Annotated in this window: 26 protein-coding genes; 3 read left to right on the top strand and 23 right to left on the bottom strand. The window is 64.4% G+C overall.

The genetic code is table 11. The features are described 5' to 3' along the window. Nucleotides 1–62: 62 nt before the first annotated feature. The 19 genes from BLP99_RS20770 to BLP99_RS20680 form a co-directional block, all read right to left on the bottom strand. The gene (locus tag BLP99_RS20770) at nucleotides 63–1,289 is read right to left on the bottom strand and encodes a beta-ketoacyl-ACP synthase (protein ID WP_072397994.1); all 1,227 of its coding nucleotides are present in this window, start codon (nucleotides 1,287–1,289) and stop codon (nucleotides 63–65) included. Then, nucleotides 1,289–2,017, bottom strand: coding sequence for a 3-oxoacyl-ACP reductase FabG (fabG, locus tag BLP99_RS20765; RefSeq protein ID WP_072397995.1), 729 nt, complete (start codon nucleotides 2,015–2,017; stop codon nucleotides 1,289–1,291). Before fabG ends, BLP99_RS20770 begins: the two co-directional genes overlap by 1 nt. After that, on the bottom strand, nucleotides 2,014–2,481 hold the full coding sequence (locus BLP99_RS20760; RefSeq protein WP_072397996.1) for a hotdog family protein: 468 nt from the start codon (nucleotides 2,479–2,481) through the stop codon (nucleotides 2,014–2,016). Before BLP99_RS20760 ends, fabG begins: the two co-directional genes overlap by 4 nt. After that, a complete protein-coding gene (locus tag BLP99_RS20755) occupies nucleotides 2,478–3,674 on the bottom strand; it encodes a beta-ketoacyl-[acyl-carrier-protein] synthase family protein (RefSeq protein ID WP_072397997.1) in 1,197 nt (398 codons plus the stop codon). Before BLP99_RS20755 ends, BLP99_RS20760 begins: the two co-directional genes overlap by 4 nt. Further along, entirely contained in the window at nucleotides 3,671–4,174 is a 504-nt protein-coding gene (locus tag BLP99_RS20750) for a DUF3261 domain-containing protein (RefSeq protein ID WP_371128616.1), read from the bottom strand. Before BLP99_RS20750 ends, BLP99_RS20755 begins: the two co-directional genes overlap by 4 nt. Further along, complete coding sequence (locus BLP99_RS20745; RefSeq protein ID WP_072397998.1) at nucleotides 4,174–4,902, bottom strand: class I SAM-dependent methyltransferase; 729 nt, start codon at nucleotides 4,900–4,902, stop codon at nucleotides 4,174–4,176. The genes BLP99_RS20750 and BLP99_RS20745 overlap by 1 nt, the downstream gene beginning before the upstream one ends. Before the next feature lie 10 nt (nucleotides 4,903–4,912). Continuing rightward, nucleotides 4,913–6,160 carry an NAD(P)/FAD-dependent oxidoreductase gene (locus tag BLP99_RS20740; RefSeq protein ID WP_092181608.1) on the bottom strand — a complete coding sequence of 416 codons (1,248 nt, stop codon included), beginning with the start codon at nucleotides 6,158–6,160 and terminating at the stop codon, nucleotides 4,913–4,915. A 39-nt stretch (nucleotides 6,161–6,199) separates the two neighbouring features. Further along, on the bottom strand, nucleotides 6,200–8,533 hold the full coding sequence (locus BLP99_RS20735) for an MMPL family transporter (protein WP_072398000.1): 2,334 nt from the start codon (nucleotides 8,531–8,533) through the stop codon (nucleotides 6,200–6,202). Beyond that, the gene (locus tag BLP99_RS20730) at nucleotides 8,517–9,110 is read right to left on the bottom strand and encodes an outer membrane lipoprotein carrier protein LolA (RefSeq protein ID WP_072398001.1); all 594 of its coding nucleotides are present in this window, start codon (nucleotides 9,108–9,110) and stop codon (nucleotides 8,517–8,519) included. Before BLP99_RS20730 ends, BLP99_RS20735 begins: the two co-directional genes overlap by 17 nt. Further along, nucleotides 9,107–9,532: an acyl-CoA thioesterase gene (locus BLP99_RS20725; protein WP_072431655.1), complete on the bottom strand. Its 426-nt coding sequence runs from the start codon at nucleotides 9,530–9,532 to the stop codon at nucleotides 9,107–9,109. The genes BLP99_RS20730 and BLP99_RS20725 overlap by 4 nt, the downstream gene beginning before the upstream one ends. After that, nucleotides 9,525–11,069: an HAL/PAL/TAL family ammonia-lyase gene (locus BLP99_RS20720; RefSeq protein WP_092181605.1), complete on the bottom strand. Its 1,545-nt coding sequence runs from the start codon at nucleotides 11,067–11,069 to the stop codon at nucleotides 9,525–9,527. The genes BLP99_RS20725 and BLP99_RS20720 overlap by 8 nt, the downstream gene beginning before the upstream one ends. Further along, nucleotides 11,050–11,988, bottom strand: coding sequence for an LpxL/LpxP family acyltransferase (locus BLP99_RS20715; protein ID WP_072398004.1), 939 nt, complete (start codon nucleotides 11,986–11,988; stop codon nucleotides 11,050–11,052). Before BLP99_RS20715 ends, BLP99_RS20720 begins: the two co-directional genes overlap by 20 nt. After that, a complete protein-coding gene (locus BLP99_RS20710) occupies nucleotides 11,985–12,719 on the bottom strand; it encodes a glycosyltransferase family 2 protein (RefSeq protein WP_072398005.1) in 735 nt (244 codons plus the stop codon). The genes BLP99_RS20715 and BLP99_RS20710 overlap by 4 nt, the downstream gene beginning before the upstream one ends. Nucleotides 12,720–12,889: 170 nt before the next feature. Continuing rightward, nucleotides 12,890–14,569, bottom strand: a complete 1,680-nt coding sequence (locus tag BLP99_RS20705) for an acyl-CoA synthetase family protein (protein ID WP_072431653.1) — start codon at nucleotides 14,567–14,569, stop codon at nucleotides 12,890–12,892. Next, complete coding sequence (locus BLP99_RS20700) at nucleotides 14,566–15,111, bottom strand: COG4648 family protein (RefSeq protein ID WP_092181602.1); 546 nt, start codon at nucleotides 15,109–15,111, stop codon at nucleotides 14,566–14,568. The genes BLP99_RS20705 and BLP99_RS20700 overlap by 4 nt, the downstream gene beginning before the upstream one ends. After that, nucleotides 15,108–15,362 (bottom strand): acyl carrier protein, encoded by a 255-nt coding sequence (locus BLP99_RS20695; RefSeq protein ID WP_030140951.1) that lies wholly within the window; start codon nucleotides 15,360–15,362, stop codon nucleotides 15,108–15,110. Before BLP99_RS20695 ends, BLP99_RS20700 begins: the two co-directional genes overlap by 4 nt. A 9-nt stretch (nucleotides 15,363–15,371) precedes the next feature. Next, the gene (locus BLP99_RS20690; protein WP_072398008.1) at nucleotides 15,372–15,629 is read right to left on the bottom strand and encodes a phosphopantetheine-binding protein; all 258 of its coding nucleotides are present in this window, start codon (nucleotides 15,627–15,629) and stop codon (nucleotides 15,372–15,374) included. After that, entirely contained in the window at nucleotides 15,610–16,419 is an 810-nt protein-coding gene (locus BLP99_RS20685; RefSeq protein WP_072398009.1) for a lysophospholipid acyltransferase family protein, read from the bottom strand. The genes BLP99_RS20690 and BLP99_RS20685 overlap by 20 nt, the downstream gene beginning before the upstream one ends. Next, nucleotides 16,395–17,123 carry a beta-ketoacyl synthase chain length factor gene (locus BLP99_RS20680; RefSeq protein WP_072398010.1) on the bottom strand — a complete coding sequence of 243 codons (729 nt, stop codon included), beginning with the start codon at nucleotides 17,121–17,123 and terminating at the stop codon, nucleotides 16,395–16,397. Before BLP99_RS20680 ends, BLP99_RS20685 begins: the two co-directional genes overlap by 25 nt. A 347-nt stretch (nucleotides 17,124–17,470) precedes the next feature. Between BLP99_RS20680 and BLP99_RS20675 the strand changes: the two genes are divergently transcribed. Next, entirely contained in the window at nucleotides 17,471–18,241 is a 771-nt protein-coding gene (locus BLP99_RS20675) for a ParA family protein (RefSeq protein WP_072398011.1), read from the top strand. 87 nt (nucleotides 18,242–18,328) lie between these two features. Here BLP99_RS20675 and trxC read toward each other — a convergent pair whose 3' ends face one another. Then, nucleotides 18,329–18,763, bottom strand: coding sequence for a thioredoxin TrxC (gene trxC / locus BLP99_RS20670; protein WP_072398012.1), 435 nt, complete (start codon nucleotides 18,761–18,763; stop codon nucleotides 18,329–18,331). A 147-nt stretch (nucleotides 18,764–18,910) separates the two neighbouring features. On the opposite strand from trxC, the gene BLP99_RS20665 reads away from it, so the two are divergent. Next, the gene (locus BLP99_RS20665) at nucleotides 18,911–19,189 is read left to right on the top strand and encodes a hypothetical protein (protein WP_092181599.1); all 279 of its coding nucleotides are present in this window, start codon (nucleotides 18,911–18,913) and stop codon (nucleotides 19,187–19,189) included. Nucleotides 19,190–19,270: 81 nt separating this feature from the next. Here the strand turns inward: BLP99_RS20665 and selO are convergent, their stop codons facing one another. Genes selO through BLP99_RS20650 form a run of 3 tightly spaced genes read right to left on the bottom strand, consistent with a single transcriptional unit; the run spans nucleotide 19,271 to nucleotide 25,909 of the window. Continuing rightward, nucleotides 19,271–20,734, bottom strand: a complete 1,464-nt coding sequence (gene selO, locus BLP99_RS20660) for a protein adenylyltransferase SelO (RefSeq protein ID WP_092181673.1) — start codon at nucleotides 20,732–20,734, stop codon at nucleotides 19,271–19,273. Nucleotides 20,735–20,769: 35 nt separating this feature from the next. After that, complete coding sequence (mscK, locus tag BLP99_RS20655) at nucleotides 20,770–24,132, bottom strand: mechanosensitive channel MscK (RefSeq protein ID WP_092181596.1); 3,363 nt, start codon at nucleotides 24,130–24,132, stop codon at nucleotides 20,770–20,772. 34 nt (nucleotides 24,133–24,166) lie between these two features. Beyond that, the gene (locus tag BLP99_RS20650; protein ID WP_072398015.1) at nucleotides 24,167–25,909 is read right to left on the bottom strand and encodes a potassium/proton antiporter; all 1,743 of its coding nucleotides are present in this window, start codon (nucleotides 25,907–25,909) and stop codon (nucleotides 24,167–24,169) included. A 256-nt stretch (nucleotides 25,910–26,165) separates the two neighbouring features. Between BLP99_RS20650 and BLP99_RS20645 the strand changes: the two genes are divergently transcribed. After that, nucleotides 26,166–26,617: POTRA domain-containing protein (locus BLP99_RS20645; RefSeq protein ID WP_143007965.1), on the top strand; the 452-nt coding region annotated here is incomplete at its 3' end.

Genomic DNA, 26,617 nt, shown 5'->3' with positions numbered 1-26,617 from the left:
GAGCCCCCTGGGCGCGAGCAGGCTCGCCCCAGGGTGAAAGGTCTGCGTGAGAAGAAACCGCGTCAACGCCAGCGACGGAAGATCAGTGAGGTGTTGACCCCGCCAAAGGCAAAGTTGTTGTTCATCACGTACTCGTTGCTCATCGAGCGGAACTCATTGCGCAGGTAATCGAGCTTGCCGCATTGAGGGTCGACTTCGTCGAGGTTGAAGGTGTGCACGTAGCGGTCGCGGTTCATCATTTCGATGCTGAACCAGGACTCCAGCGCTCCGCACGCACCCAGGGTATGGCCGAGGAAGCTTTTCTGCGAGCTGATGGGCATGTGTTCGCCGAACAGGCTGCTGGTGGCCAGGGTTTCGGCGATGTCGCCCTGTTCGGTGGCAGTGCCGTGACCGTTGACGTAGCCGATAGCGGCCGGTGCGAGGCCGGCGTCTTCCAGGGCCAGTTCCATGGCCCGGCGCATGGTGGTCTGCTCGGGGCGGGTGGTGTGCTGGCCGTCGGCGTTGCTGCCAAAGCCTACGACTTCGGCATGGATCCGCGCGCCACGGGCCAGGGCATGTTCCAGTTCCTCGAGAACCAGCATGCCGGCACCTTCGCCGATGACCAGGCCGTCGCGGCCCTTGTCGTAGGGGCGTGGGCTGCTTTGGGGCGCATCGTTCTTCAGGCTGGTGGCGTAGAGGGCGTCGAAGACCATCGCTTCGGTCGGGCACAGTTCTTCCGCGCCGCCGGCCAGCATCATCGGCAAGCGCCCGAACTTGATCGACTCATAGGCGTAGCCGATGCCCTGGCTGCCGCTGGTGCAGGCGCTGGACGTAGGGATCAGCCGCCCGGTGAGGCCGAAGAAGATGCTGATATTGGCCGCCGTGGTGTGGGGCATCATCCGCACGTAGGAGTTGGCGTTCAGCCCCTCGGCCACGGAATTGAGCAGCATGTTGCCGAACGCCTTGATCTCGTCGGTACTGCCGGTGGACGAGCCGCAGGCCACGCCCATGCGCCCGTCCCGGATCGAGGCGTCGTGCAGCAGTCCGGCGTCGGCCAGGGCCTGTTCCGATGCGCCCACCGCCAGGCGTGACACCCGGCCCATGCTGCGCAGTTGCTTGCGGGTCCAGTGGGCCGGGACCTGGAAGTCATCGACGGGCCCGGCCAGGCGGGTGTTCAGTTCAGTGAAGCGGTTCCACTCGTCCATGTACCGGATGCCGCTGCGGTTGGCGGCGAAGTTGGCGGCGATGGTATCCCAGTCGCTGCCCAGGGAGGTGATGCCGGCCATGCCGGTGACGACGACGCGCTTCATCAGCACAGGCCTCCGTTGACGGACAGGACCTGCCGGGTGATGTAGCCGGCTTCGGCGGACATCAGGAAGTTCACCGCGCCGGCCACTTCTTCCGGGGTGCCCATGCGCTGGGCGGGGATCATTTTCATCAGTTCTTCCACGGGCACGTTTTCATCGAGCATGGCGGTATCGATCAGGCCAGGGGCGACGCAGTTGACGGTGATCCTGCGCTTGCCCAACTCGATTGCCAATGCCTTGGCCGCCCCGATCAGTCCGGCCTTCGAGGCGCTGTAGTTGACTTGGCCGCGGTTGCCGATCAAGCCCGAGACCGAGGTGATGCAGACGATCCGTCCGGCGGCGCGGCGACGGATCATCGGCATCATCACCGGGTGCAGCACGTTGTAGAAACCGTCGAGGTTGGTGCGCATCACGCTGTCCCAGTCTTCTTCGCTCAGGGCCGGGAACGCGCCGTCGCGGGTCAGGCCGGCGTTGAGCACCACCCCGTAATAGGCGCCGTGGGCCTCGACATCGGCCTCAAGGATGGCTTTGCAGGCGGCACGGTCGGATACGTCGAATTGCAGCACCCGGGCATTACGGCCCAGGGCCTGGATTTCGTTCTGGACGGCGTCGGCCTCGGCGCGACCGCTGCGGCAGTGCAGCACGATGTCATGGCCTGCCTGGGCCAGGCGCAGGGCGATGGCGCGGCCGATGCCACGGCTGGAGCCGGTGACCAGTACGGATTCAGTCATGGCTGGTTTCCTGTTGCGGACGGTTCATGGAGATAGTGGGCGGATTGGGGCGGGCGGAACACATTCAGCCGGGCCGTGGCATGGATGCCGGGTGCGTCGATGTGGCACTCGAATACGCCCATGCCGTTGTCGTCTTCCAGGGAGCGCAGGCCATGGATGGCCAGTTCGGTGCCGACTGGAAAATATTCGACGTTGCATTCGAACTTGCGGGTGCCGAGCAGAAAGCCCAGCTCCACGGCATCGCCACGCTGGCGCGCATGGCAGCCGGCGAACGCCGCGACGCTCTGGGCCATCAGCTCGATGCCGACCCAGGCCGGCAGTCCACCGTCGTCGCGGCTGAACGGCCCGCCGGCCTTGACGGTGGCATGGGTATGGATCTGTTCATCGTCGAACGCCACGATGCGGTCGATGAGAATCATGTCGCCTGCGTGGGGCAGCAGTTCGGCGGGCGGCCAATCGATCATGGGGCGTCTCCGATAATCAGGCTGACGTTGTTGCCACCGAAGGCGAACGAGTTGCTCATCAGGCGACGGGGCGAAGTCGCCTTCAGGTGGCTGTCGATGCCGGTCCAGTTCAGTGTCGGCAATTCAGGATCGGCCTGGCCGTCCCAGATGTGGGGCGGCAGGGTCAGGTTGGGATTTTCGGCGCTCAGGCTCAGCCAGCAGAATGCCGCTTCCAGCGCTCCGGCCGCGCCGAGGGTATGGCCGGTCATGGGTTTGGTGGACGAGCAGGGGACACCCGCTGGAAACAGCCCGGCGACGGCCAGGCTTTCCATGGCGTCGTTGTGTTGCGTGGCGGTACCGTGCAGGTTCAGGTAGTCGATCTGGCTGGCGACAAGGCCGGCGCAGTGCAGGGCCTTCTCCATGGCCTGGCGGGCGCCGCGACCGCTGGGCTCGGGGGCGGAAATATGATGGGCGTCGGAGCTGGCCCCGTCGCCGAGCAAGGCGATCGGCGGTCCGTCGCCAGGTGCCCTGCTCATCAGGAACAGCACCGCCGCTTCGCCGATGTTGATGCCGTTGCGGTTCACCGAAAAGGGGTTGCAGCGTTCGCTGGACACCGCTTCCAGCGCCGAAAAGCCGTTGAGTGTCAGTTTGCACAGGCTGTCCACGCCGCCGCAAAGCACCGCGTCGCACAGGCCCAGGTCGAGCAGGCGTCGGGCACTCATCAGGGCGCGGGCACTGGAGGTGCAGGCGGTGGAAATCGCGTAGGACGGGCCGCACAGGCCGAGCCAGTCGGACAGGAAATTGGCCGGCGCGCTGAGCTCCTGCTGCTGGTAATCGTAACCGTCGGGAAAATGCTGCTCGCGCAGGTAATGGGCGATGCCTCGGCTGGCTTCATCGATACCCGAGGTGCTGGTGCCCAGGACAATGCCGATGCGGGCGCGACCATGGGCCTGGATCGCCCGGTCGATCTCGGGACGAATCTGCAGCGCCGCCTCCAGCAGCAGCTGGTTGTTGCGACTGCCGTGGGCGGCCAGCGTTTCCGGGATGGGGGTCAGTTCACCGGCCACCGCCGCCACGGGCAAAGCGCGTTCGGCCACCCAGCCGTGCTCGATGCGCAGGCCCGAGCAGTCGCCGGCAAACAGGTTGCGCGCGACGCTGCGTTTATCGCGGCCCAGGGCGCAGATCACCCCGAGGGCATTCAAATAGGCGGTCATGGGGTGGTCTCGCTCAACGGTTTAATGCGGTAGCGCAGGCCTTGGGACAGGCTCAGTTCGAAATCCAGCGCCTGCTTGTAGCGCACCTGCCAGCGGGAATCCAGGGCTCGCTGCCGTTGCGGTTGTGCCTGCTGTCTGGCAGTGGGGTAGTTATCCGGCAGCTCGGCGTCCGGCGTCAGGGCGAACAGCAGCGCGGCGAACAGCTCCCGGGCTTCGGCATTGGGCGGCAACAGGCCGTCGGCCTGCCACTGGCCATCCACCAGGCGCTGCCGGGCCAGGGGAATGCCCAGCGGGTCCATCATCGACCAGCGGATGCCGGCGCCTTCGCGCTGGATCACCAGCAGCCAGTCCTGGCGCTGCCCGGCCAGTTGGCGTTCGATGTGCAATTGCAGCGGCAGCACCAGGGTCGGCGCGTGCTCGGGCAGTGGCGTGCGGCTGGCGCAGGCGCCGAGCAGCAAGAGACAGCCAAGGAGCAGGCTGTTGAGCAGTGGCGAACGCATCATCCGGCAACCTCTTCGAATGGCTTGCGGGCCACCACGTTGACCAGGGTTTCCTCTCGCTGGCCGAACGGCCGGGGACGGCGCAGGCCAAACCGTTCCAGCAGGCCGAAATCCCTGGCGCGACTCCACCACAGGTAAGGATAGGACACGTTACGCGTCTCGAAACGGAAACCCTGGAGACGGATCATTTCCAGATACTGGGCGGCACTTTTCTGAACGTGCATGGGGTGGCGGAACAACCAGCGGATCACCCAGGTATCGATATAGGCCTCGGTGGATTCGGCGAACATCAGGTAGCCACCCGGCTTGAGCACGCGGTAGAACTCGGCGAGGGCTTTTTCCTGCTCCACCAGGTGATGAAAGGTCTGGTGGCAGAACAACAGGTCGACACTGGCATCCGGCACGGCCAGCACCGCGCAGTCGCTGCCGATCAGTTCCACGGTCATGCCCTGGCGTTCAGCCTCTTCGGCGCTCAATGCCAGGCTGTGGGGATCGGCATCCACGCCGATCAAGCGTTGCGGCGCGAACACCTGGCGCAGGTACTGGAACGATTTGCCCTGGCCGCAGCCGGCATCCAGCAGCACCGGACTGGCCGGAACCGCTGTGTCGAACAGGCTGCGCAGGTCGTTGATCGCCACTCGCAGCACATGGTGCTGCCAGGTATGGCTGCGCAGGAACCAGAAGCCGAAACGGGTCTCCTGGACGTAGCTGTCGCTCAGGTAGCTCATGGCCGCTGGCTCATGGTGCCGTGCTCGCGCAGATTTCCGAAAGCATGCGCAGGCGTCGCTTGGGTTCGCTGACGAAGGGGTTGCTCTGGTCCCAGGCGTAGCCGGCCAGGATCGAGCTGATCATGCGGCGGATGTCGGCCGAGCCGTCGGTGTAGAAGATCACGTCCTGGAAGGTGCCGGCGTACCAGCCTTCCACGTAGCAACGGAAGGTATCGACGCCACGCTTGAGCGGTTCGGCGAATTCGCCCTGCCAGTCCACGCTTTCGCCCTGCAACTGGCGATGGAGCACGCCGGCGGCCATGCTCGCCGAACGCATGGCGATGGTCACGCCGGAGGAAAACACCGGGTCGAGGAATTCCGCGGCATTGCCCAGCAGGGCAAAGCCAGGCCCGTGCAGCGTCTTGACGTTGGCCGAGTACCCGCCGATGGTCCGCGCCGGAGTGTCCCACACGGCATCCTGCAGGACGCCGGCCAGGCTTGGGGTGTCGTCGATGAAACCACGCAGGCAGGCGTCGAGGTCGTCGGTGCCACCGGCGAAGTGCTCCGCCGCCGCGACCACGCCCACCGAGCAGCGACCGTCGCTGAACGGGATGGTCCAGAACCACACGTCGCGTTTGCTCGGGTGCGTGGTGATCAGGATCTTCTGCCGGTCGAAGGCCGGGTTGTCGATGCGATCCTCGATATGGGTGAACACGGCCTGGCGCAGCGGGAAGTTCGACGGTGCCTCCAGGTCCAACAGGCGCGGCAGGACCCGGCCATAGCCACTGGCATCGAGCACGAACTGCGCCTCGACCCGGTATTGGCTGCCGTTCTCGCGCTGCACGCCCAACTGTGGGCTGGGCAGGCTGAAGTCAGCGCTGGCGATGGTTTCGCCATAACGGATCTCTACGCCTTGCAACGCGGCCTGGTCGGCCAGCAGCTTATCGAAATCGGCGCGCTGGACCTGGAATGTGGTGGGCTTGCCGGCGCTGAAGGTATCGCCGAAATCGAAGGCGCTGTAGCGCTCGCCCCAGGCGAAGGCGGCACCGTTCTTGCGCTGGAACCCGGCAGCGTTCACCGCTTCGAGCATGCCCGCCTCTTCGACGAAATCCAGGCAGTGGGACAACAGGCTCTCGCCGATGGAGAACCGCGGGAAGTGCTGGCGCTCGATGACCAGCACGTCGTGCCCCTTGCGCTTGAGCAACGCGGCGGCGATGGCGCCGGAGGGGCCGGCGCCGATGACGACGACCTGGCGCCGTTCCATTTCAATCGTAGGCATATGCACTCCTTGCCGGGGCGATGAGGTTCAGGGAATGGGTCATGGGGCAGGCTCCGCCTCGGGGGGCTCATGGTGTCCGGCCCAGGGCGCCAGCAGGAAACTGAACGCCAGCCCCAGGCTTACCGCCAGGCCGAAGTTGCTCACCGCCGGTGTGCTGGAAAGCGCCAGCAGGCCGAACGACAGCCAGGTGGTGACTGCCGCCAGCAGGGTACCCAGCAGGCTCACTGCGGCCCCGCCGATCCGTTCGCGCATCAGGATCGCGTAGTCGACGCCGATGGCGGTCACCAGTAGCAGGCCGAACAGGCTGAACAGGGTCAACGGCTGGCCGAGCCAGCCCAGGCTCGCCAGGCTGCACATCGCGGCCAGCAGCGGCAGGGCGACGATGCGCAGGGCCGCGCCGACGCCGAACGGCCAGATCAGCAGCAGCACGATCAGCACACAGGACGCCAGCTTCAACTCGGCGGCACTGATTTGCGTGGCGGCGAAGACCCGGTTCAGATCGCCCAGGCGGTCTACCAGGTGCACGCCGGGCAGGTCCACCGCTTGCACCCGCAGCAGCGCCGCATCGTTCAAGCCCTGCAGGCTGACCACCGCGGCCACGCCTTGCGCTGTCGGCCCGAGCCAGAGCGTGCGATACGGTTCGGCCAGCGGCCCGGTGAGTGCAGTGCCTATGTCGGTAACGGGCAGGGCCTGCAATTGCGCGAGTTCCGCCTGCAACGCGCTGACCGGTACGCCCAGGTCCAGCAACGGCTGCCAGAACGCCGGCAACCGGGCCAGGGCTTCGCGCACCTTCTGCTGTTCGGCGGGAGGGCTGACCAACTGGTTCAGCGATAGGTAGCCCTGGAGTTTGTTCAGACCGATCAACTGGTCCAGGCGCTCGTTGAGCGCGGTCTGGCGTTCCAGCAATTGGGCCTGGTCGTCGGCGCGGATCAGGAAGAACTGGCTGGTCGGCTGGAAACCGGTGATCCGGGCGATCACCTGGGCTTCGTCCGTCAGGTGTTGGGGCGTGCCGATCCACTGGCGGATGTCGTTCTTGGTGCTCAGGTGCCAGAGGCCGCCGGCGCAGAAGATCAACAGCAGCACCAGCAGGATGGGCGTACAGACCCGCGCCAGCAGCGCTGCGCGGGCCTGGAGCAGGTGTTCGCAGAGCCGCAGCGGCCACTGGGCCGGACGCAGTTCGGCGCCGTTGAGCAGTGCCGGCAGCAGGCAGACCGCCGCGAGATAGGCTCCGGCCAGCCCGGCGGCGGAGAAGATCGCGATCTGGGTCAGCGCCGGGAAAGGTGTCCAGGCCAAGGCGAGGTAGCCGATGCAGGTGGTCGCCAGGCTCAGGCTCAGCCCGGGCAGGGTCAGGCGCAGGGCGGGCCAGCTGTGCCACGGCTTGAGGCTCCAGCTCTTGGACAGGTAGTGCAACGGGTAGTCCACCGCTACGCCGATCAGGCTGGAGCCCAGCACCAAAGTCATGACGTGTATGCGTCCGAACAGGGCCACGCAGGCCACCGCGCCGAACAGCATGCCCACCAGCACGGGCACGAACGCCAGCCACACCCGCAGGTTTCGGAAAGCCAGCAACAGCAGCAACAGGATGCCCACCGTCGCGCCACCGCCGACCCAGGTGATTTCACGCGAGGCTTGCTGCTGCCCGTTGGCCGCATAGAGCAGGCCGCTGGCGGCCAGCAACTGCCCCTGGGCCTGGCTCGCCTGGTCGCGGCTGCGCTGCAACAGCTGCGCCACTTGCAGCGGCAGGTTCATGTCGAAGGCGTCGCCATGGGTTCGGGCCCGCAGCAGCACCCAGTGCTTGCCGTCGGCTTCGGCGATCAGTGCTCCGCTGCTCACATCCAGCGTTACTGCGCCGTGTTGCGGCTGGCTGTTCTGGATGCGTCCGGTCAGTCCCAGCCAGTCGTCCTGGCTGGGTACCAGGCTGAAGCCGCTGAACGGATCGAACAAGGCTTGTACCCGTTGCTGGATGAATGCCTGGGGATGGTCGATCAACTGCTGGCGGTCCGTGGCCGACAGCATCGCCAGCCGGCCGTTGAGCAACTGCGTGCGCAATGCCGACAGATCGGCTTGCAGCGTCCATTGGACCTTGTCGAACAGTCCACTGGCCTGCCATTGCTGACCGAGGGTTTGCGCCAGCGCGATGGCCTGCTGGCGGTCGTGATGGCCCACCAGCACCAGTACCTCGCGGTTCAACGGTTCCTGCATGCGTCGCTCGGCAATGAGCTCCAGGGCATCGGGCGTGGTGCCCGGCACCAGTTCCATGAGATTGGCCGACAACGGCGCGCCGTTGCGCCACTGCCAGCCGGCCAGCGCCAGCACTGCCAGGAGCAAGGCCAGGAACAGCCAGGGCAGCTTGCGTTCACTCGGCAAAGTCATGTTGCTCCGCTTCGCTCAGGGGCTGTGCACTGGTGCTGTCTTGCATCCGCAGCACGGTGCTGTCGCCCTGGGTTTCCAGCAGCTCGATGCGCCGCACCAGCTCGCCGCCCTCGATGTCGATCCGGGTGAAGATCTGCTTGAGCAGTACCGAGCGCGGAACCAACTTGAGTGTCCACTGTTGCGCGGTACCCGTCAGGCTCAGTTCGAAATCCCGTTGCAGGCCGCTGCTGTCTCCCTGCAGCACGGCCATGAACAGGCGATTCTGTTCGGCGCCTTCGCTCTTGTTCGGCAGCATTTGCCAGGTGTCGCCGTCTCGTCGGGCGATGCCTCGGGCGGTGATCCGGTAGTCCTGTTGCAGCGGGGTTCGCAGTAGCCACAGCAGGCCGTGCTTCTGCGCCAGCACGAAATGCCCCTTGCTGATGAGGGGCTGGGGCAAGGCGCGCAGATGCTTTTCCTGGATGAACTGGCCGTGGATGACTTCCGGGCGGGCCAGTTGTTCGCTCAGTCGCTGCAGGTCGAAGGCCTGGGCCAGGGACGCCAGGCCCCAGAGCAACAGTCCCAGGTACAGGCGTTTCATGGCAATTTCCTTTCGACGGCTTCGACGAAGACCCGGGGCGAGGCCAGCAGCATTTCACGGGTCGCGATGTCCACGGCCACTTGCACAGAACTGGCGCGGGTCAGGCGCTCGCCGGTTTCCACGTCGCTGATCAGGTAATTGATCTTCAGGCGGTTCTCCCATTCCACCAGGCTGGCGCGCACGCTCAGGGCCTGGCCGAACACGGCGCTGCGCACATAGCGCAGTTGCAGGTCGATCACCGGCCATGCATAGCCGGAGGCGAGCATGTCGTTGTAGTTGTGGCCGATCAGGTCGAGCAGGGCGCAGCGGGCCACTTCCAGGTACTTGACGTAATGGCCATGCCAGACCACGTTCATCGAATCGACATCGAAAAACGGCACCACCACCTGGGTGTCGACGTGCAGCACTCCCTGGCTACGCATGCAGCCTCCAGTGCCGTTCGGCGATGCGTTGCAGGCACAGGCGCAGTTCGCTTTCCAGGGCCCGGTCTTCGATGACCGGCGCGAAATCCCCGGCCAGTTCGGCGTGCATGGCGGCCAGGGCCGGCGGCAGTGGCCGCGCGTCTTCGCTGCGGCTGCGCAGCCATACGCCCTGGTTGGCCGCCAGCAGCGTCGCGGCGGCTACCTGCTCGGTCAGCTCCAGCACGCGGATCGCGTCCCGGGCGGCGATGGTTCCCATGCTCACCTTGTCCTGGTTGTGGCATTCGGTGGAGCGTGAGAACACGCTGGCCGGCAGGGTGTTCTTCAAGGCTTCGGCAGTCCAGGCGCTGGCACCGATCTGCACGGCCTTGAAGCCGTGGTTGAGCATCGCCCGCTCGGCGCTGGCGCCGGACAGGTTGCTCGGCAGGCCATGGTTGTAGCGCTCGTCCACCAACAGGGCGAGCTGGCGGTCCAGCAGGTCGGCAACGTTGGCCACCAGGTTCTTCAGGCTGTCCATGGCGAAGGCGATATGTCCGCCGTAGAAATGCCCACCGTGCAGGACCCGTTCGGCCTCGGCATCGATGATCGGATTGTCGTTGGCGCTGTTGAGCTCGGTTTCGATGAACGAGCGCAGCCAGCCCAGGCTGTCGGCCAGTACGCCGAGCACATGAGGGGCGCAGCGCAGGGAGTAACGATCCTGAAGGCGGTGCAACGGTGCGGTGGGGGCGTCGATCGCCAGGTCCTTGCGCAGCCACGCGGCCACTTGCATTTGCCCCGGATGAGGCTTGGCAGCGAACAGGCGCTCATCGAAATGTTCGGGGTTGCCTTGCAGGGCGACGACGTTCAGCGCAGTGATGCGGGTCGCCAATTGCAGCAGGTAGTCGGCCCGGGCGAAGGCCAGGCAGGCCAGGCCGGTCATCACGGCGGTGCCGTTCATCAGCGCCAGGGCTTCCTTGGGCCGCAGCACCAGCGGGGGCCAGCCCAGTTCGCGATGCACATCGGCCGCCAGGCGGCGCTCGCCGCGAAACAGCACGTCCCGTTCCCCCGACAGCGTGGCCGCGACGTAAGACAGGGGCGTCAGGTCGCCGCTGGCGCCCACCGAACCTTCTTCCGGGATGAGTGGCAGGATGTCGTGCTCGAGAAAGGCCTGGAGCCGTTCCAGCAGCTCCACCCGCACCCCGGACATGCCGTGGCACAGCGACTGCAAGCGTGCCGCCAGCACTGCGCGGGTGGCCTGGGCGTCCAGCAACTTGCCCAGGCCACAGCCGTGGAAGGTGTACAGATGACGCGGCAAGGCCTCGACATGGTGCAGCGGCACGGCCACCACGCAAGAATCACCGTAGCCGGTGGTCACGCCGTAGATCACGCCTTCCTTGTCCAGCAAGGAGTCGAGGAACTGCGCGCCCTTGGCGATGCGCTGGCGGAACGCCGGGTCATCCTGAAGTTGCGTCGGCGCCTGACGGTTGGCCAGGGCCAGCACGTCCTCGATGCGCAAGGGGCGTTCGCCAAAGGTTACCGGTTCAAGAGTGGGCATCGTCATCGGTCTTCCAGAAAGGGTAGAAATTGAACCACTGTTGCGGGGCCTGGAGGCAATACTGCGCCAGGCGTGCGGCATAGCGGCCGGCCCAATGGGCGATCACTTGTTCTCGGTCGCTGCGTTTCCATTCCACGGCCTCGGCGAAGGGTTCGAGGGTGACCCGATAGCGCCCCTCGTGCTTGAGGCACATCAGCAGGTTGACCGGACATTTGAGCAGGCCGGCCAGCAGCCATGGGCCCTGGGGGAACGCGGCGGGATGGCCCATGAAATCCACGGTCACGCTGCGCCCGCCGTGCAAGGGTATGCGGTCGCCGGCAATCGCCAGCCACTCGCCGCGCTCCAGGCGTTCGCTCAGTTGCAGCATGATCAACGGCTCCAGCTCGCTGACCTGGATCAGCCGCAGGTGCGTGGCGCCGGCCTCGCCCAGCAGGCGATTGAACTGCTCGGCGTGCTTGGTGTGCACCAGCACGTTCATGGTCACTTTCTCGCCCAGTTCGGCCAGGGCCCGGCACATTTCCAGATTGCCCAGGTGCGCCCCCACCAGCATCTGTCCACGCTCGCCCCGCAGGTGATTGCGCAGCAGCGCCGTATCGACGATTTCGATCTGCTCGATGCTCAATTTGCCGTTCCAGACGTCGAGCTTGTCCAGCAAGGAGTCGGCAAACGCCATGAACTGCCCGAAGACTCGTCGATGGGTCGGACGTAGTTCGGCACGGCCGCTCCAGTCGGCCAGGCGCCGCTGGTACTGCCACGCCGCATGGCGGGCGCTGCGGCCGAAGATGAAGAAGTACAGGACGATGCCGTACAGCAGCGGGCTCAGCAGCCGGCGCCCCAGCACTCGGGCAGCGAACGCGGTGAACTTCATCAGCCAGTAACTGCCGCGCTCCTGGCGGTCGGCCCAGTGCTGTTGGTCGGCGCTCATGTCCGCCACCGTCGCCAGAGAATCACGGGGAGGCGCACCAGCATGCCGAAGAACAGTCGGGTGTGCATGCGGGTAATCAGCACGTTGTCGTGGAACAGGCGAAAGTGCGAGACCCCGTCCTGGGGGTAGTGGACACGGGTGCGCAGCCAGCGCATCGGCTGATTGCGCCATGCCAGGCGCACCAGGATGTCCGAATCGAAGTCCATGCGCTTGCCGATGTTCGCCGAGCCGATCAGCGCCAGGGTCGCAGCCAGGGGATAGACCCTGAAGCCGCACATCGAATCGCGGATCTGCAGGGACAGGCTATTGATCCAGACCATCACATGAGTGAGGTAGCGGGCGTACAGACGACCTTTCGGTACGCTGGCATCGTATTGCGGATAACCGCAGATCAGGGCGTCCGGGTGGGTACGGGATTGATCGATGAAGGTCTTCACGTCACCCAGGTCATGCTGGCCGTCGGCGTCGACCTGCAAGGCATGGCTGAACCCCAGGCGCGAGGCTTCCCGCAGGCCGGTCATCACCGCGCCGCCCTTGCCCTGGTTGACTGCCAGCCTGATCAGATGGACACGCTCGTGTTCGGCCAGCCGCTCCAGCACGGCCGCGCAGGCCGGGCTGCTGGCGTCGTCCACCAAGACGCAGGGCAGGTCATTGGCGAGCAAGGCCTGCACCACCGCCGAGACGGCGGTCTCGTGGTTGTAGACCGGGATGACGGCGCAAGGGTTATGCATATCTTTCATCTGCCGCCCGTTTATCGTGGCCAGGGGATCTGGCGAAACGTCGCACCGCCCCGCTCGAGTGGGAAGCGCTCGCCATCAGTCTGTGCCGTTGCACAGGCTTCGGGGTTGCTGCGCAACCCTGCGGGGGTGAATTGCCTCGCCACAGGAGTGCAGCGGTGTGGTCAGTCATCGGCCACCCCCAGCACGATCCGCCCACTGGAACAGGTGGCTGTGTCATTGCGGTAGGCGAAATACAGCTTGCCGCGTTCACGGTCGAAGCGCAGGTGCAGTTGGACTTCATCGCCAGGGCGTATCAATTGCTGGAATTTCAGCACTTCCATGCCGACGAAGCGCGGCGGCATGTCCAGCAGGCGCCGGCCCAGGCCCAGCGCCCAATCGACCTGTACCACGCCAGGCAATACCGGCGCGGTGGGGAAGTGGCCGCTGAAGTAGGCCAGGTCTGGCGGAACCGCCAGCTGCAGGCTCCACTCGCCATCGCTTTGGATCTGCTCCAGCACCTCCGGTTTTTTCGGGCGCGGTGCCGCCAGCAGTGCCTCGACGTCGGCCTGGGGCAGTTTGCCCTGGGCGTTGAGTGGCAACTGCCGCAGCCAGCGCCAGCGCCGTGGCAGGGCGAGGGTTTCGCAGTGCTCGCCCAGGTGCCGGCGCAGGGCGTCGGTGAGCGCACGCCGGCCCAGGTTGCGCAGGGCGTGCAGGCCGGTTTCACTCAGCACCAGCAGGGCGCCAAGGGAGGCGCGGTTTTCCTGTACCACCCCCAGTCGCGCTTCGCTGACCCAGTCATGGGTCAGCAGGGCTTGTTCAAGCATGGGCAGGGAGATGCGTTTTTCTTCCAGCTTGACGATGCGGTCCAGCCGCCCAAGGAGTTCGAAGCGACCATCGTCGGCGATCCGTGCCGCGTCGGCGGTATGTTCCACATGGCCGGGGGGTAAATAAGGCGAGGACACCAGCAAGGCGCCGTCGGCGGCCTGGGTCAGCTCGACGCCGGTGAAGGGCTGCCACAATCCGCCGCCCTGGCGCCAGGCGATACCGCCGGTTTCCGAGCTGCCGAAAATCTCTGTGGGCCATTGCCCGAGGCGTTGCTGCAGGCTATGGGCAGCATCGGCCGGTAAGGCGCCGCCGGAGGAAAACACCCGGCGAACATGGCTCAAGGCCGGCCAGTCGAGGTTATCGCCCATACGCTTGAGCAGCGCCGGGCTGGCGACCCAGGCGAAGGCCGGGTGCTGGCGGCTGGCGCGTTGCAGGTCTTCCGGAAAGGCCACCTGGCGGCGTACGAACGGACGCCCGGCGCACAGCGGCCACAACACCCGGAACAGCAGGCCGTAGATGTGCTGGGCGGCGACACTGCCGATCATGCAGGCCGGCCCCAGGCCGGCGCCCCACAACTGCTCCAGGGCCATGACTTCATGGCTCAACTGCCGAAGGGTTTTCTCGATGCGCTTGGGCTCGCCGCTGGAGCCGGACGTGCACAGGCTCAGCCAGCATCGGTCGAGGTCCAGTGCCACAGGCGCCAGGGGCGTAGAGCGTAGCTCGCCGGGATGCGTGTCGCCGGGCTGGTCGGTCAGCCACAAGTCGACTTCGGCCGCCCAGCGCTGGCGGGTCTGCGCCTGCAGGTCGGCGGGGAGCAGGACCCGCACGCCCGCCTGCCAGGCGCCGAGCAGGGCCACAGCCAGGTCCGCCGCGTCTTCAAGGTGCACCGCCAGACGCTGCACCCCCTTGGCTTGCAGTCCTGCGGCGAGGCGCAGGGCTTCATCGCGCAGTTGCGAGTGGTCCATGACCGGATCCACTGCCACGGTGCGCTCCGGTCGAGCCTCGAGCAGCATCTGCTCAAGTTTTATCCAATTCATGGGCGGCCTCTTACCCGTTGTCGTATGAGCCATTCAATGGCAAACAGCAGCCCCATCAGTCCGTAGGAAATCAGGCCGGTGTACAACATCCACCAACTCAGCGGCGCCCAGAGCGTCAGGGCGGCGGCGAGCAAACCGTTACACAGGAAAAACACACTCCAGGCCACCGTGACCTGGCGGGTATACACCACCGCTTTGGGCGGCAGTTGCGGCTCGCGCAGGCGGGCCACGCGTTCGATCATCGGCGGGCCGTACTTCAGGCTCAGGACGAACAGCCCGAGCATGAAGGCGCTGATCAGCACCGGGTACCAGCGCAGCAGGAGCGGGCTGTCGAACAAGGCGAGCAAGGCGCAGAACACGATCGCCGTGACCGCCATCCAGAGCGTGCCGGGGCCGCCTTTTCCTAGCAGCACGCGGGCCAGCCAGAGGCTGCCCAGCAGCAGGCCGAACTGCCACGGTGCGAAGTGCTCCATGCCGAAATACACCGCAAAGGGGTAAAGCAGGCCCGCCAACAGCAGGCCGAGGCCAATCAACCGGCTCATGCGGCCGGTTGGACCAGTCGATAGACCGCCTCGACCACGTCGTTGACGGTACGCACCGACTTGAATTCTTCGGCGGCGATTTTCTTGCCGGTCTGGCGTTTGATGTGATCGATCAGGTCGACCGCGTCGATGCTGTCGATTTCCAGGTCCTGGTACAGGTTCGATTCCAGCGTCACCCGCTCCGGGTCCAGCTCGAAGAGCTCCACCAGGGCGTCGCGCAGGGTATTGAAGATGTCATCACGAGTTTGCATGGTCCGGTCTCAAGCGCTTTTTGCGGTGACGAAGGCAGCAAGGCTTGCCACGTTGCTGAAATGGTTGCGGGTGTCCTTGGCGTCGGCATCGATCTTGATGCCCCACCTTTTCTGGATCGCCAGGCCAAGCTCCAGGGCATCCACCGAGTCCAGGCCCAGGCCTTCACCGAACAGGGTCTGGTGATCGCCGATATCGTCGACACTGATGTCCTCAAGGCCGAGGGCGTCGATGATCAGCTGTTTGATGTCACGGTGCAGATCGCTCATCTTCGGCGAGCTCCTTGATGTAATAGTGATGCAAGAAATCGTTGAGCCTGCGCGAAGCCTGGGGTGGAGGACCGAGCGTGGCGAATGCCTGTGGATCTATATCGGCCCCCACATGGAAACTGAAGTGCACACGGCGCTGGGGGATGCGATACCAGGGTTCGGCCTTGGTCAGGGTGGTGGGGCTGACCTTGATCGTCACGGGTGTAAGGATTTTCGCACCCCGCAGGGCGATGGCCGCTGCGCCCCGATGAAAGGCCGGCGCCTGGCCTGGCTGGGTTCGCGTGCCTTCGGGGAACACGATCAGGGTCTGGCCATCCTTCAGGGCGTCGCTGGCGGCATCGAGCATGTCCATGCTGCCGTCGTTGCTGATGTATTGGGTCGAGCGCAACGGGCCGCGGGTGAAGGGGTTGTCCCACAGGCTTTGCTTGACCACGCAGTTGGCATCGCGCACCAGCCCGATCAGGAACACCACGTCGATCAGCGAAGGGTGGTTGGCAATGATCATCTGGCCGGGACGGCCGAGCTTTTCCGCACCGTCGATGCGGTAGGTGAGCACGCCGGTGCGGGCCATGAAGCGAATGAAGAACCAGAACAGCCGTCCGACCGTGCGCCGCGCCCGTTGCCGATGAGCCTGGGCGTCGCCGGGCCAGCAGGCCAGCAACGGAAACACCAGCAAGCGCAGGCACAGACCGCCCAACCCGAACAGGGTAAAGCTGGCCGCGGTTGCGAGCAGACGCCAGTAGTAGGCGTCGCGATGTTTACCGGTCACCGGTTGCGTTGCCAGGTCCATACGCGATTCTTCCAGGCATGTTGGCAAGTGGTTTCGTTGTTCAGCAGCGTGCGCACCAGGTTCAGGGCATGGGGCCATTCGCCGCCTTGCGGTTGGGTCTGCGGGGTGGACAGGGTCAGTTGCCAGTCTTCGCCCGGGGTTAGCAAAAGCCCTACCGCATAGGGAAAGGGCACGTCGTCCACCCAGGGCGTATACACCTGCGGCGGTTGTTCTTCGGCAATGACCAGCAATACCGCCGGTGCGCCTTCGTTCAACAGCGCGGCGGCTTCCAGTACGCCATGTTCCAGCCCGTCGCCGGTGGCGGCCAGGGCCGTCATTTCGCTGGTTTCGCCGCGCATGATCGACCATAGGCCGATCACTGCGTTGTGCACCGACAGGCTGAACTGGGTCGGCGACAGCGGTTGGTCGGCTGCCAGGTCCTTGAGAATCTCAAAAGTGCGTGGGGTTTCACCGTGGCGGGAAATAAAGACCAACGGCAGGTCCGGCCGGCCTTCCGCCAGGGGCCAGCCGACACTGAAGGCCATCCGCGCCAGGCGGCTGAGTCGCCGGCGCTGCATGGCCGGCAGGAACGAGACGTCAGGGGCGCCGTCGCCTGGGGGCAGCATGACCGGCTGTCGGCTCCACGCCTGCCAGTCGTCCACGCTTTCGAGCCCTGGGGCCCAGGCGCGCCATTGGGCGATGTTGAAATCGATCACAGAATTCATCCCACCCCTGCGGGCTTTTATTGTCACGGTTCAGTGGTTTGACCCGCGTCCAACCCTGCATGATCTTGCGACCCAAGTGGCGCGCATTATCCCGGTGCGGTTGGCTTGTAGCAAATAATGGTTACGTTGGTGCGCTCGGGGGGATTTGACGGTCCCTCCCGGCACAGGCCTGTCATTGTCGCGATTCTCACGAGCCTGTCTGTCGGTAACTTCCCTAAGATTCTGCGCGAATTGACGTTCCCTTTTCGGAAAAAGCCACTAACGCTGTAGTCCATCCATACCGAAGGTAGCGAAGCGGGGTCTTGCCCTACTACACTCGGGAATCTTTGATACACGGAGGTTTTGACATGCGGCGCGTGGTGTTCAATCAGAAAGGTGGCGTAGGCAAGTCCAGCATCGCCTGCAATCTGGCGGCGGTCAGCGCCAGCGAGGGGTATCGCACGCTGTTGGTGGACCTGGACGCCCAGGCCAATTCCACTCAGTACCTCACCGGCCTTACGGGCGATGACATTCCCATGGGCATTGCCGACTTCTTCAAGCAGACCCTGTCATCCGGGCCTTTCTCGAAGAAGAACAAGGTCGACATCTACGAAACGCCCTTCGACAACCTCCACGTGATCACCGCCACCGCCGAGCTGACGGACCTGCAGCCCAAGCTGGAGGCGAAACACAAGATCAACAAACTGCGCAAACTGCTCGAAGAGCTGGACGAAGACTACGACCGAATCTACCTGGACACCCCGCCCGCCCTGAACTTCTACGCGGTTTCGGCACTGATCGCCGCCGACCGCGTGCTGATCCCCTTCGATTGCGACAGCTTCTCCCGCCAGGCGTTGTATGGCCTGCTGGCGGAAATCGAAGAACTCAAGGAGGACCACAACGACGGCCTGGAGATCGAAGGCATCGTGGTCAATCAGTTCCAGGCCCGTGCCAGCCTGCCGCAGCAGATGCTTGACGAACTGATCGCCGAAGGCTTGCCCGTGCTGCCGGTGTACCTGAGCAGCTCGGTACGCATGCGCGAATCCCACCAGGCGAGCCTGCCGCTGATCCACCTGGACCCGCGGCACAAGTTGACCCAGCAGTTTGTGGAACTGCACGGACTGCTTGAAAACGCCTGACTGACCGGGCTCATACGAGTCCCGGTGTGGGCAGGGTTGCTCGCCAAACCGCTTGCGCGAGCAAGGTTCCCACAATGATCGTGGGGTTTAGATGCCCTGGCTGCGCAACCAGCTCATCAACTGGGGCAAGGGCAGCGCCCCGCTCTGACGTGCGACTTCCCGGCCATCCTTGAACAGGATCAGGCTGGGAATCGAGCGAATCCCCAGCTGTGCCGACAGTTGCGGGTAGGCTTCGCTGTCGAGCTTGGCCAGTCGGCATTTGCCGGTCAGTTGCGCGGCAGCCTGCTGGAACACCGGCGCGAATGATTTGCATGGCCCGCACCAGTGTGCCCACACGTCCACCAGCAATGGCAGGTCACCCTTGATCTGGCTGGCATAGTCACCCTCTTTGAGTTCGAACGGTTCGTCCAGCAGCACCTGGGCCTTGCAGCGCCCGCATTTGGGCCGGTCTGCCAGGCGGTCGGCGGGTAGGCGATTGAGGCCGTTGCAGTGGGGGCAAGGAATCAGCATCGGGTCAGGCATGGCGGGCTCCAGAAAACGATCATGAGCCTGATCTGGTGCCGCCGGGGCGGTTTATCAAGGTTGCCATTCATCAGGTGCGTCGCACTGATGTCGCGCCTGGACCTCAAAAACACCACAACGTATCTGTTCGCAACCCATGGAGGTCCCATGAGCCTTACGAAAGATCAAGCCTTCGCCCACGCACCGGACAACCCCAACGACGACGGCTTCGTGCTCGGCACGGCCGGTCGCGACGAAGACCCGAACGCCGCTCCCGCCTATGCAACCGATCGTCGCCACGATCGGGACGAGCTCACCCCGGAAGACGCCTGCGGCATGCCGGGCTATCCCGAGAAAAAGCCATCGACCGAACCGTCCGACAAGGAAGGCGCCGAGACCGAGCCGGGCATCGAAACCCCCGAGCAGGGCAACGACAAGGTGGGGTGAGCGCTGAAGGGCATCCAGATAAACATGTTGATTGCATGGATTCTCATGGCGAAGGAACGGCTCCTCAGCCATGGAGCCGCGTCACGACGAGCAGCTGATTTCCAGGTGCTTGCCCCATTCCGGCGGGCGTTGCGCGTAGCTGTCCATGCCCGGTTGTTCCTCGAACGGGTTGGCCAGCACGGTGTGCAGGCGGCGCACTTCGGTGTAGTCGCCTGACTCGGCCGCGTCAATGGCGTTCTGTGCCAGGTAGTTGCGCAGTACATACAGCGGGTTGACGGCGTGCATCCGGCTGCGGCGCTGACCCTGGTCGACAGGGCCTTCACGGCTGACCCGCTCGACGTAGAGCCTGCCCCAGGCATCGAAGCCCTTGAGATCGATGAAGTCGTCCCGCAGCCTGGCGACGGCCTGCTCCGCAGACTCTTCGCCCAGGCGGCGGAAGAACAGACTGTAGTCGACGCCACTGTTCTGCATCAGCTGAAGGAGGCGTTCCACCAGTTTCTGGTCGTCGTCTTCGGCGCGGGTCAGGCCGAGGCGGCGACGCATCAGGTCCAGGTAATGGGCCTGGAAAAGTGGCAGGTACAGGCCCAGGGTCTCACGCAGGGCTTCGACGCTGATGAAGGGCGTCAGGGCCTGGGCCAGGGCGCTGAGGTTCCATTGGCCGATGGGCACCTGGTTGCTGAATGAATAGCGGCCCTGGTCATCGGAGTGGTTACAGATGAAATTGGCATCGAAGTCATCGAGGAAGGCGAACGGCCCGAAGTCGAAGGTGATGCCCAGGATCGACATGTTGTCGGTGTTCATCACTCCGTGGCAGAAGCCATAGGCCTGCCATTTGGCAATCAGTTCGGCGTTGCGCTCGACGATTTCGCGGAACATCGCCAGGTACGGCTCCGGCTGCTCGCGGCACTCGGGAAAGTGCAGGTTGAGCACATGCTCGGCGAGGGTCGCCTGCAGCTCCGGTTTCTTGGTGTAGTAGAAGTATTCGAAGTGGCCGAAGCGCACGTGGCTTGGCGCCATGCGCAATACCATGGCGGCGCGTTCCTGCTTTTCGCGCCAGACCGGGGTGTCCGAACCGATTACGCACAAGGCGCGCGTGGTGGGAATGCCCAAAGCGTGCAGCGCTTCCGAGGCGAGGAATTCGCGGATCGACGAGCGCAGGACCGCCCGTCCATCGCCCATCCGTGAAAACGGCGTCTGGCCGGCCCCCTTGAGGTGCAAGTCCCAGTGCTGGCCGGCTTCGTTGTACACCTCTGCCAGCAACAATCCACGGCCGTCCCCCAGTTGCGGGTTGTAGTGGCCGAACTGGTGCCCGGAATAGACCATCGCCCGAGGCTCGGTCTCGGCCCATAGCTTGTGCCCGCCGAACAGCTCGGCGAACAACGGCGTGTGGGCTTCGGCCGGATCCAGGTCCAGCAGCGCCATGGCCGCCGGGCTGGCCACCACCAGTCGTGGGTTGTCGATGGGCTCGGGCAGTACATGGGCCGAGAAACCGTCGCCCAGGCGGGCGAAGCGGTTATCGAAGGTCAACGTTTCCAGCGTTTTCATGGCCGTCTCCGGCGCGATGCCTTGGGCATCGCACATCAGTCGAGTGTTTCTTGCGGCGGCTCTTGCACCGGCTTGATGCTGGCTACGGCCGAGGGCACCGGCGGGATGGTTTTCTTGTCCGGCTCGGCGGGTACCAGCTTGTATTCCTGGCCGTGAAGGTTCTTCAGGTAGATTTCCATCTGCCGGAAGGAGATGTTGATGTGCTCCTTCTTGAACTCACGGTTGATGAAGCGGTTGATCTCGTCCAGTACCGGGTTGCGGTCACCGAGGTCGCGCACATGCATGCGCAGTTCATGATCGAGGGTGCTCTCGCCGAAGTTCAGGAAGTACACGATCGGTTCCGGCTCCTTCAGCACCCGCGGGTTCTCCCGGGCAGCCTTGAGCAGCAGTTCGCGCACCCGGTCCAGGTCGGAGCCGTAGTCCACGCCCAGTTTCAGGGTCACCCGGGTAACGGTGTCGGTCAGCGACCAGTTGATCAGTTGCCCGGTGATGAAGGTCTTGTTCGGTACGATGATGTCCTTGCGGTCGAAGTCGGTGATGGTGGTCGCGCGGATGCGGATCTTGCTCACCGTGCCCGACAGGTTGCCGATGGTGATGGTGTCGCCGATTCGCACCGGGCGCTCGAACAGGATCATGATCCCGGATATGAAGTTGGCGAAGATTTCCTGCATGCCGAAGCCCAGGCCTACCGACAGCGCCGCCACCAGCCATTGCAATTTGTCCCAGCTCACGCCCAGGGTGGACAGGGTGGTGACGAAGCCGACGCCGGCGATCACATAGGACAGCAGCGTGGTGGTGGCATAGGCGCTGCCCTGGGCCAGGTTCAGCTTCGACAGCACGAACACTTCCAGCAGGCCCGGCAGGTTGCGCGCCAGGGCGAAAGTGATGCCGATGATGATCAGCGCGCCGAGCATGTCGCCGATGCTGATGGGCACCATGCTCATGTTGACGCCCGTGCCGCTGGTGTATTCGTAGAGGGTGATGTTGTCCAGGTACGAGAACACGCTGATCAGGTCCGACCAGACCCAGTACAGTGCGGCGATGAAGCCACCCAGCAGGGCCAGTCGGATCAGGCGCAGGGACTGTTCGTTGACTTTCTCGATGTCCAGGGTCGGCTCTTCGACCACCGCCTCGCCATCGCCGGCTTCCTTGGCTGCCTGACGCTTGGCCAGGGCTCGCTGGTAGGCCAGGCGCCGGGCCGCGACGGACAGGCCCCGCACGAAGGTCGCCTCGATCACCAGCCAGAACATCAGCAGGTAAAGGGTGTTGATCAGCCGGTCGCTGAGTTTCAGCGCGGTGTAGTAGTAGCCAAAGCACACGGCCACGAACAGGGCGATGGGCAAAGCGGTGAACACCACCCCGACCGCCTTGCGGAACAGAGAGGTGTTGCGATGGGTCGGGCTGCTCAGCAGCAGGCGGCTGAGCAACCAGGCCATCAGGGCGTAGCAGGTGAGCACCACCGGCATGCCCAGTACGTCGTCGGCCAGGGTCGAAGGTTGCAGCTCGGCCACGGCCACCACGGCCACCAGCGCCAGCACCACCAGCCCGAGGCGACGGATCCAGCCCTGGAGAAATTCGACCTGGGGTTTCTCCCAGCGGAAATGCAGCTCGGCCACGCCACCGGGGGCCAGTATGCGATAGGCGGTGTAGAACACCAGCCAGGCCTGGCCGATCTGCAACAGCGCGGCACCGAGGTTGGCGTTCTGGCCGCGGGCGTCGATCTGCAAGGCATAGCCACAGAGCGCCAGCGCCAGGGCCACCGGCATCGCCAGCAGGATGTTGATCAGGATCGCCTGGGGCGTATGCCACTGGCTGTCGCGCTTGAAGTGGCCAACGTCCTGGTGAACCTTGTTCAGCCGGGCATAAAGATTCTTGCGTCGCCACAGCAGCGCACCGATCAGCAGCGCCAGGGGCAGGAACAGCAGTGGGCGCTGGGTCAGGCCATCGGCCAGCTCACTGAGACTCGAGGCCCAGGGCAGCGAGTCCACCTGTTTTTCCAGGCGGCTTGGCACGCCACGCAACCATTCAAGATCCAGTGGCTTGTTGCTGGGGATCCAGAACATCTGTTCTTCGAGGGTCGCCCGCAGGTTTTGCGCGGTGCTGAGCAGTTGCTTCTGGTTGAGCTGCAACGTAATGGATTCGTTGAGCACGGCGCTCAGTTCGCGGCTCAAGCGTTCCAGCAGGTCGATCCGGGTCAGTGCCAGGTCCAGCAGGGTCTTGCGCAACTGCGGCGTAACCTGTTCCGCCGGTTGCGATGCCAGCAGGCTGTCGACGTAGGCGCTCGGATTGTTCAGTAGCTCGCGTTGCTGGCTGACTTCGAACTGATACAGGCGGATGTCGGCGATCTGGTCGGCCAGGTTCTGGTCCAGTTGCAGGCGCGGCAGGGTCTGGCGTTGTTTATAGAGGATCTTGGAAAGCAGGAGGCTGCCCTTGAGTACGCTGATCTGTTCGTCCAGGGCCGCGTCGGTCTGGGTGACGCTGTCCAGCAGTTGCTTGGTCTGCAGGTTCTGCTGGGTCACTTCGTTGAGGCGGTCGGTGCTTTTGAGCAGATAGTCCGAAAGCTTGAGGTTGGCCGCGCTTTCGGTGGCCAGCAGGCTGCTGCCGCCGGCTTTCTGCGCTTCGATGGATTGCTGGGTCACCGTTTCCTGGGACTGGGCCAGGCGCTTCTGGCTGATCAGGTTCTGCAGGTCCTGGATCTCCTGCTCCATGCGGGCGATCTTTTCCATCAGCAAGTCGTGCTGGCCGTTGCCCAGGTCCTGCAACTGGCTGTTGCCGGCCAGTTCCTGGCGCCGTAGCGGGATCAGCGCGTTGAGGGCCGCCAGTTCGGCGTTGAGCTGGTCGCGCTGTTCACTGCTGAGGGTTTTTCCAGCGTCTCTTCCCGCCTTGAGAATGGCGTTGATCTGTTGGATGCGAGTCTGGCTGTTGGCAATTTCGGCCTGGGCCCGTTCGGGTCGGGTCTGTGCGGTGATGATCAGACTGTTGGCATCGGCGAGGGCCTTTTGCAAGTCGCTCTGCTGGGTGGAGCGATCCGTCAGCATTTGTTCGAGCTGGGGAATCGGCAGGTTCGCGTAACGCTGCGCCACGGGCACCACAGGTGTGCTCTTGAGTCGCGTCAGTTCACGCTGGTTTTCAATGTTCTGCTTGGGGGCGTTGGCCAACTGCTGCTTTAGCGCCTGCAGTTTCTGCTCGTACTCGGCCTTGCTGGCGAGTTGGGCCAGGGTGCCTTGCAGCACCGCTTGCAAAGCCTTCTGGTCGGCTTCCGGCAGTTTGCGGTCGGCGATCTTGTCCAGGCTGGCCTGAACCGATTCGCTGGTGGGCAGCTCGGCGGCTTGCAGCGTGCAGATGGAAAGACTCAGGCCCAGCAGGGCAATGGCGAAAAAAGAGCGCAGGGTAGGCATAGAGACCGGTCAAGCAAATAAGAAAGGGAGCAGTTTAGAGGAACAAGCCGGGACCCGGGCGACTTCCTTCGGGGAATCTGACGCCCACTTTGCCGATCTTGTTCCCGTCCATGGCCGCGACAGTCCACAAGGTGTTGTTCCACTCCACCTGGTCGCCGACCACTGGAGCACCACCGACCTTCTGGGCAATGAAGCGGCCCAGGGACATGTCCGGATCGATACCGTCGAGCTTCAATCCGTACAGCGCCGCAACCGCAGCCAGCTGGGCGTCTCCCTCCAGAACGAAGTCGCCGAAGAAGCGCAGATCCAGGCCCCGTTGTGGCGCCTGGCTGAACAGTTTTCCGAGGGCCGGCAGGTCATGTTCATGGCCGATGACGCAGAGCAGGTCGTCGGTTTCAAGCACCGTACTACCCGACGGATGGAGCAGTTGCTGGCCGCGAAACAAGGCCGCGATACGTGTTCCATCGGGCATTTTCAGGTCCCGGAGGGGGGAACCGATGCACCATTTCTCCGCGCCCAGGCGATAGATGAACAGCTCCCATTCGCTGGTGACGTGCACTTCCAGCGCGGCCCGGGAGATCGGCAGCGGCTCCGGCGGGACGGTGACATGCAGCAGTTTGGCGACCCAGGGCAGGCTGGTGCCCTGCACCAGCAAGGACACCAGCACGATAAAGAACGCCAGGTTGAAATAGAGCTGGGCGTGAGGCAGGCCGGCCATCAACGGGAAGACCGCCAGGATGATCGGGACCGCGCCGCGCAGGCCGACCCAGGAAATGAAGGCTTTTTCGCGGCCATGGAAGGCCCGGAACGGCATCAGGCCCACCATGACCGACAGCGGCCGTGCCAACAGGATCATCCACAGTGCCAGGCCCAGGGCCGGCAAGGCGATCGGCAGCAGGTCGTGGGGTGTGACCAGCAATCCCAGTACCAGGAACATGCCGATCTGCGCCAGCCAGGCCATGCCGTCGAGCATATGCAGGATGCCGTGGCGGCTGCGCACCGGGCGGTTGCCCAGCACCAGGCCGCATAGGTACACCGCCAGGAAACCACTGCCGTGCAGGGTGTTGGTCAGGGCGAAGATGGCCAGGCCACCGCTGATCACCAGGATCGGGTAGAGGCCGTTGGCCAGGTTGATGCGGTTCACCAGCTGCAACATCAGCCAGCCACCGCCCAGGCCGATCACCGCGCCGATGCCGAACTCGCGCACCAGATGCCCGAGCAGGCTCCAGTGCAGGCCGGTTTCACCACTGGCGAGCATGCCGATCAGGGTGACGGTCAGGAACACGGCCATGGGGTCGTTGCTGCCGGATTCGATCTCCAGGGTGGCGCTGACCCGTTCGTTCAGGCCCTTGCCCCCCAGCAACGAGAACACCGCCGCGGCGTCGGTGGAGCCGACGATGGCGCCGATCAGCAGGCCCTGGATCAGGTTAAGGTCAAACAGCCACGCCGCCGCCAGGCCGGTCAGGCCCGTGGTGATCAGCACGCCGACCGTCGCCAGCGACAGCGCCGGCCACAAGGCCACCCGGAAACTGGAGACCCGGGTACGCAAGCCACCGTCCAGCAGGATCACCGCCAGCGCAAGGTTGCCCACCAGATAGGCCGTGGCGTAGTTATCGAAGAGAATTCCGGCGCCGTCGACCCCGGCAACCATGCCCACGGCCAGGATGATCACCAGGATGGGGATACCCAGGCGGGACGAAAGGGAGCTGACCAGAATGCTTGCACCTACCAGCAACGCGCCGATCAAGAACAGGCTGTTGATGGTCGTCGCAGTCAAAGGCAGTACTCCGGAAAACTGAAAGACGGGCACAGGCTGACCATGCAGCCTGCGTGCCAGCGATTCTAACCTGTTGAAATACGATGCTGTCAAAAAGGTTTTGCGGGCCGGGCCGAGGGCACGGACCGATGCGTCTGATTCTGGATAACGGGTTCTCGGAATAACTCTGGAGACAAATATTTAATTGACGGCGCAAATGACGCTCCCTAGCATCGCGCCGCTATTTTTGGACGCCGTTTTATTCGAGGGATCGAACATGTTCTCACCCGCCCGTTGGGCGAGGTTGTGCTTGGCTTTGCTGTGCCTTTCTCCGCTGCCCCCCGCTCACGCTGCCCCCACCCCCGGTGACACCGACCTGATCCGCGAACGCCAGAACCGTTTGCTCGAAGAACAGCGCCGGCGCCTGGAGGATCTGAAGAACCTGCCCGGCCAGGAGGCGAAGCCGGCCCAGCCGACGGCGCCGGTCGATACCCGCTGCTTCCCCATCCGCACCATCGAGCTCAAGGGCGCCGACAGCCTTTCCTCCGCTGAGCGCGAGCGCCTGTTGGCGCCCTACATCGGCCAATGCCTGGGCGTGCCGCAACTCAACGAACTGCTCAAGGTCATCACCGACCGCTACATCGAGAAAGGCCTGGTCACCAGTCGTGCCTACCTGCCGCAGCAGGATCTGTCCGACGGTCACTTGCAGGTGCTGGTGGTGGAGGGGCG

The sequence above is a fragment of the Pseudomonas sp. NFACC32-1 genome (assembly GCF_900101215.1).
Lineage (GTDB): Bacteria > Pseudomonadota > Gammaproteobacteria > Pseudomonadales > Pseudomonadaceae > Aquipseudomonas.
This window is presented reverse-complemented; position numbering and strand designations above follow the sequence as displayed.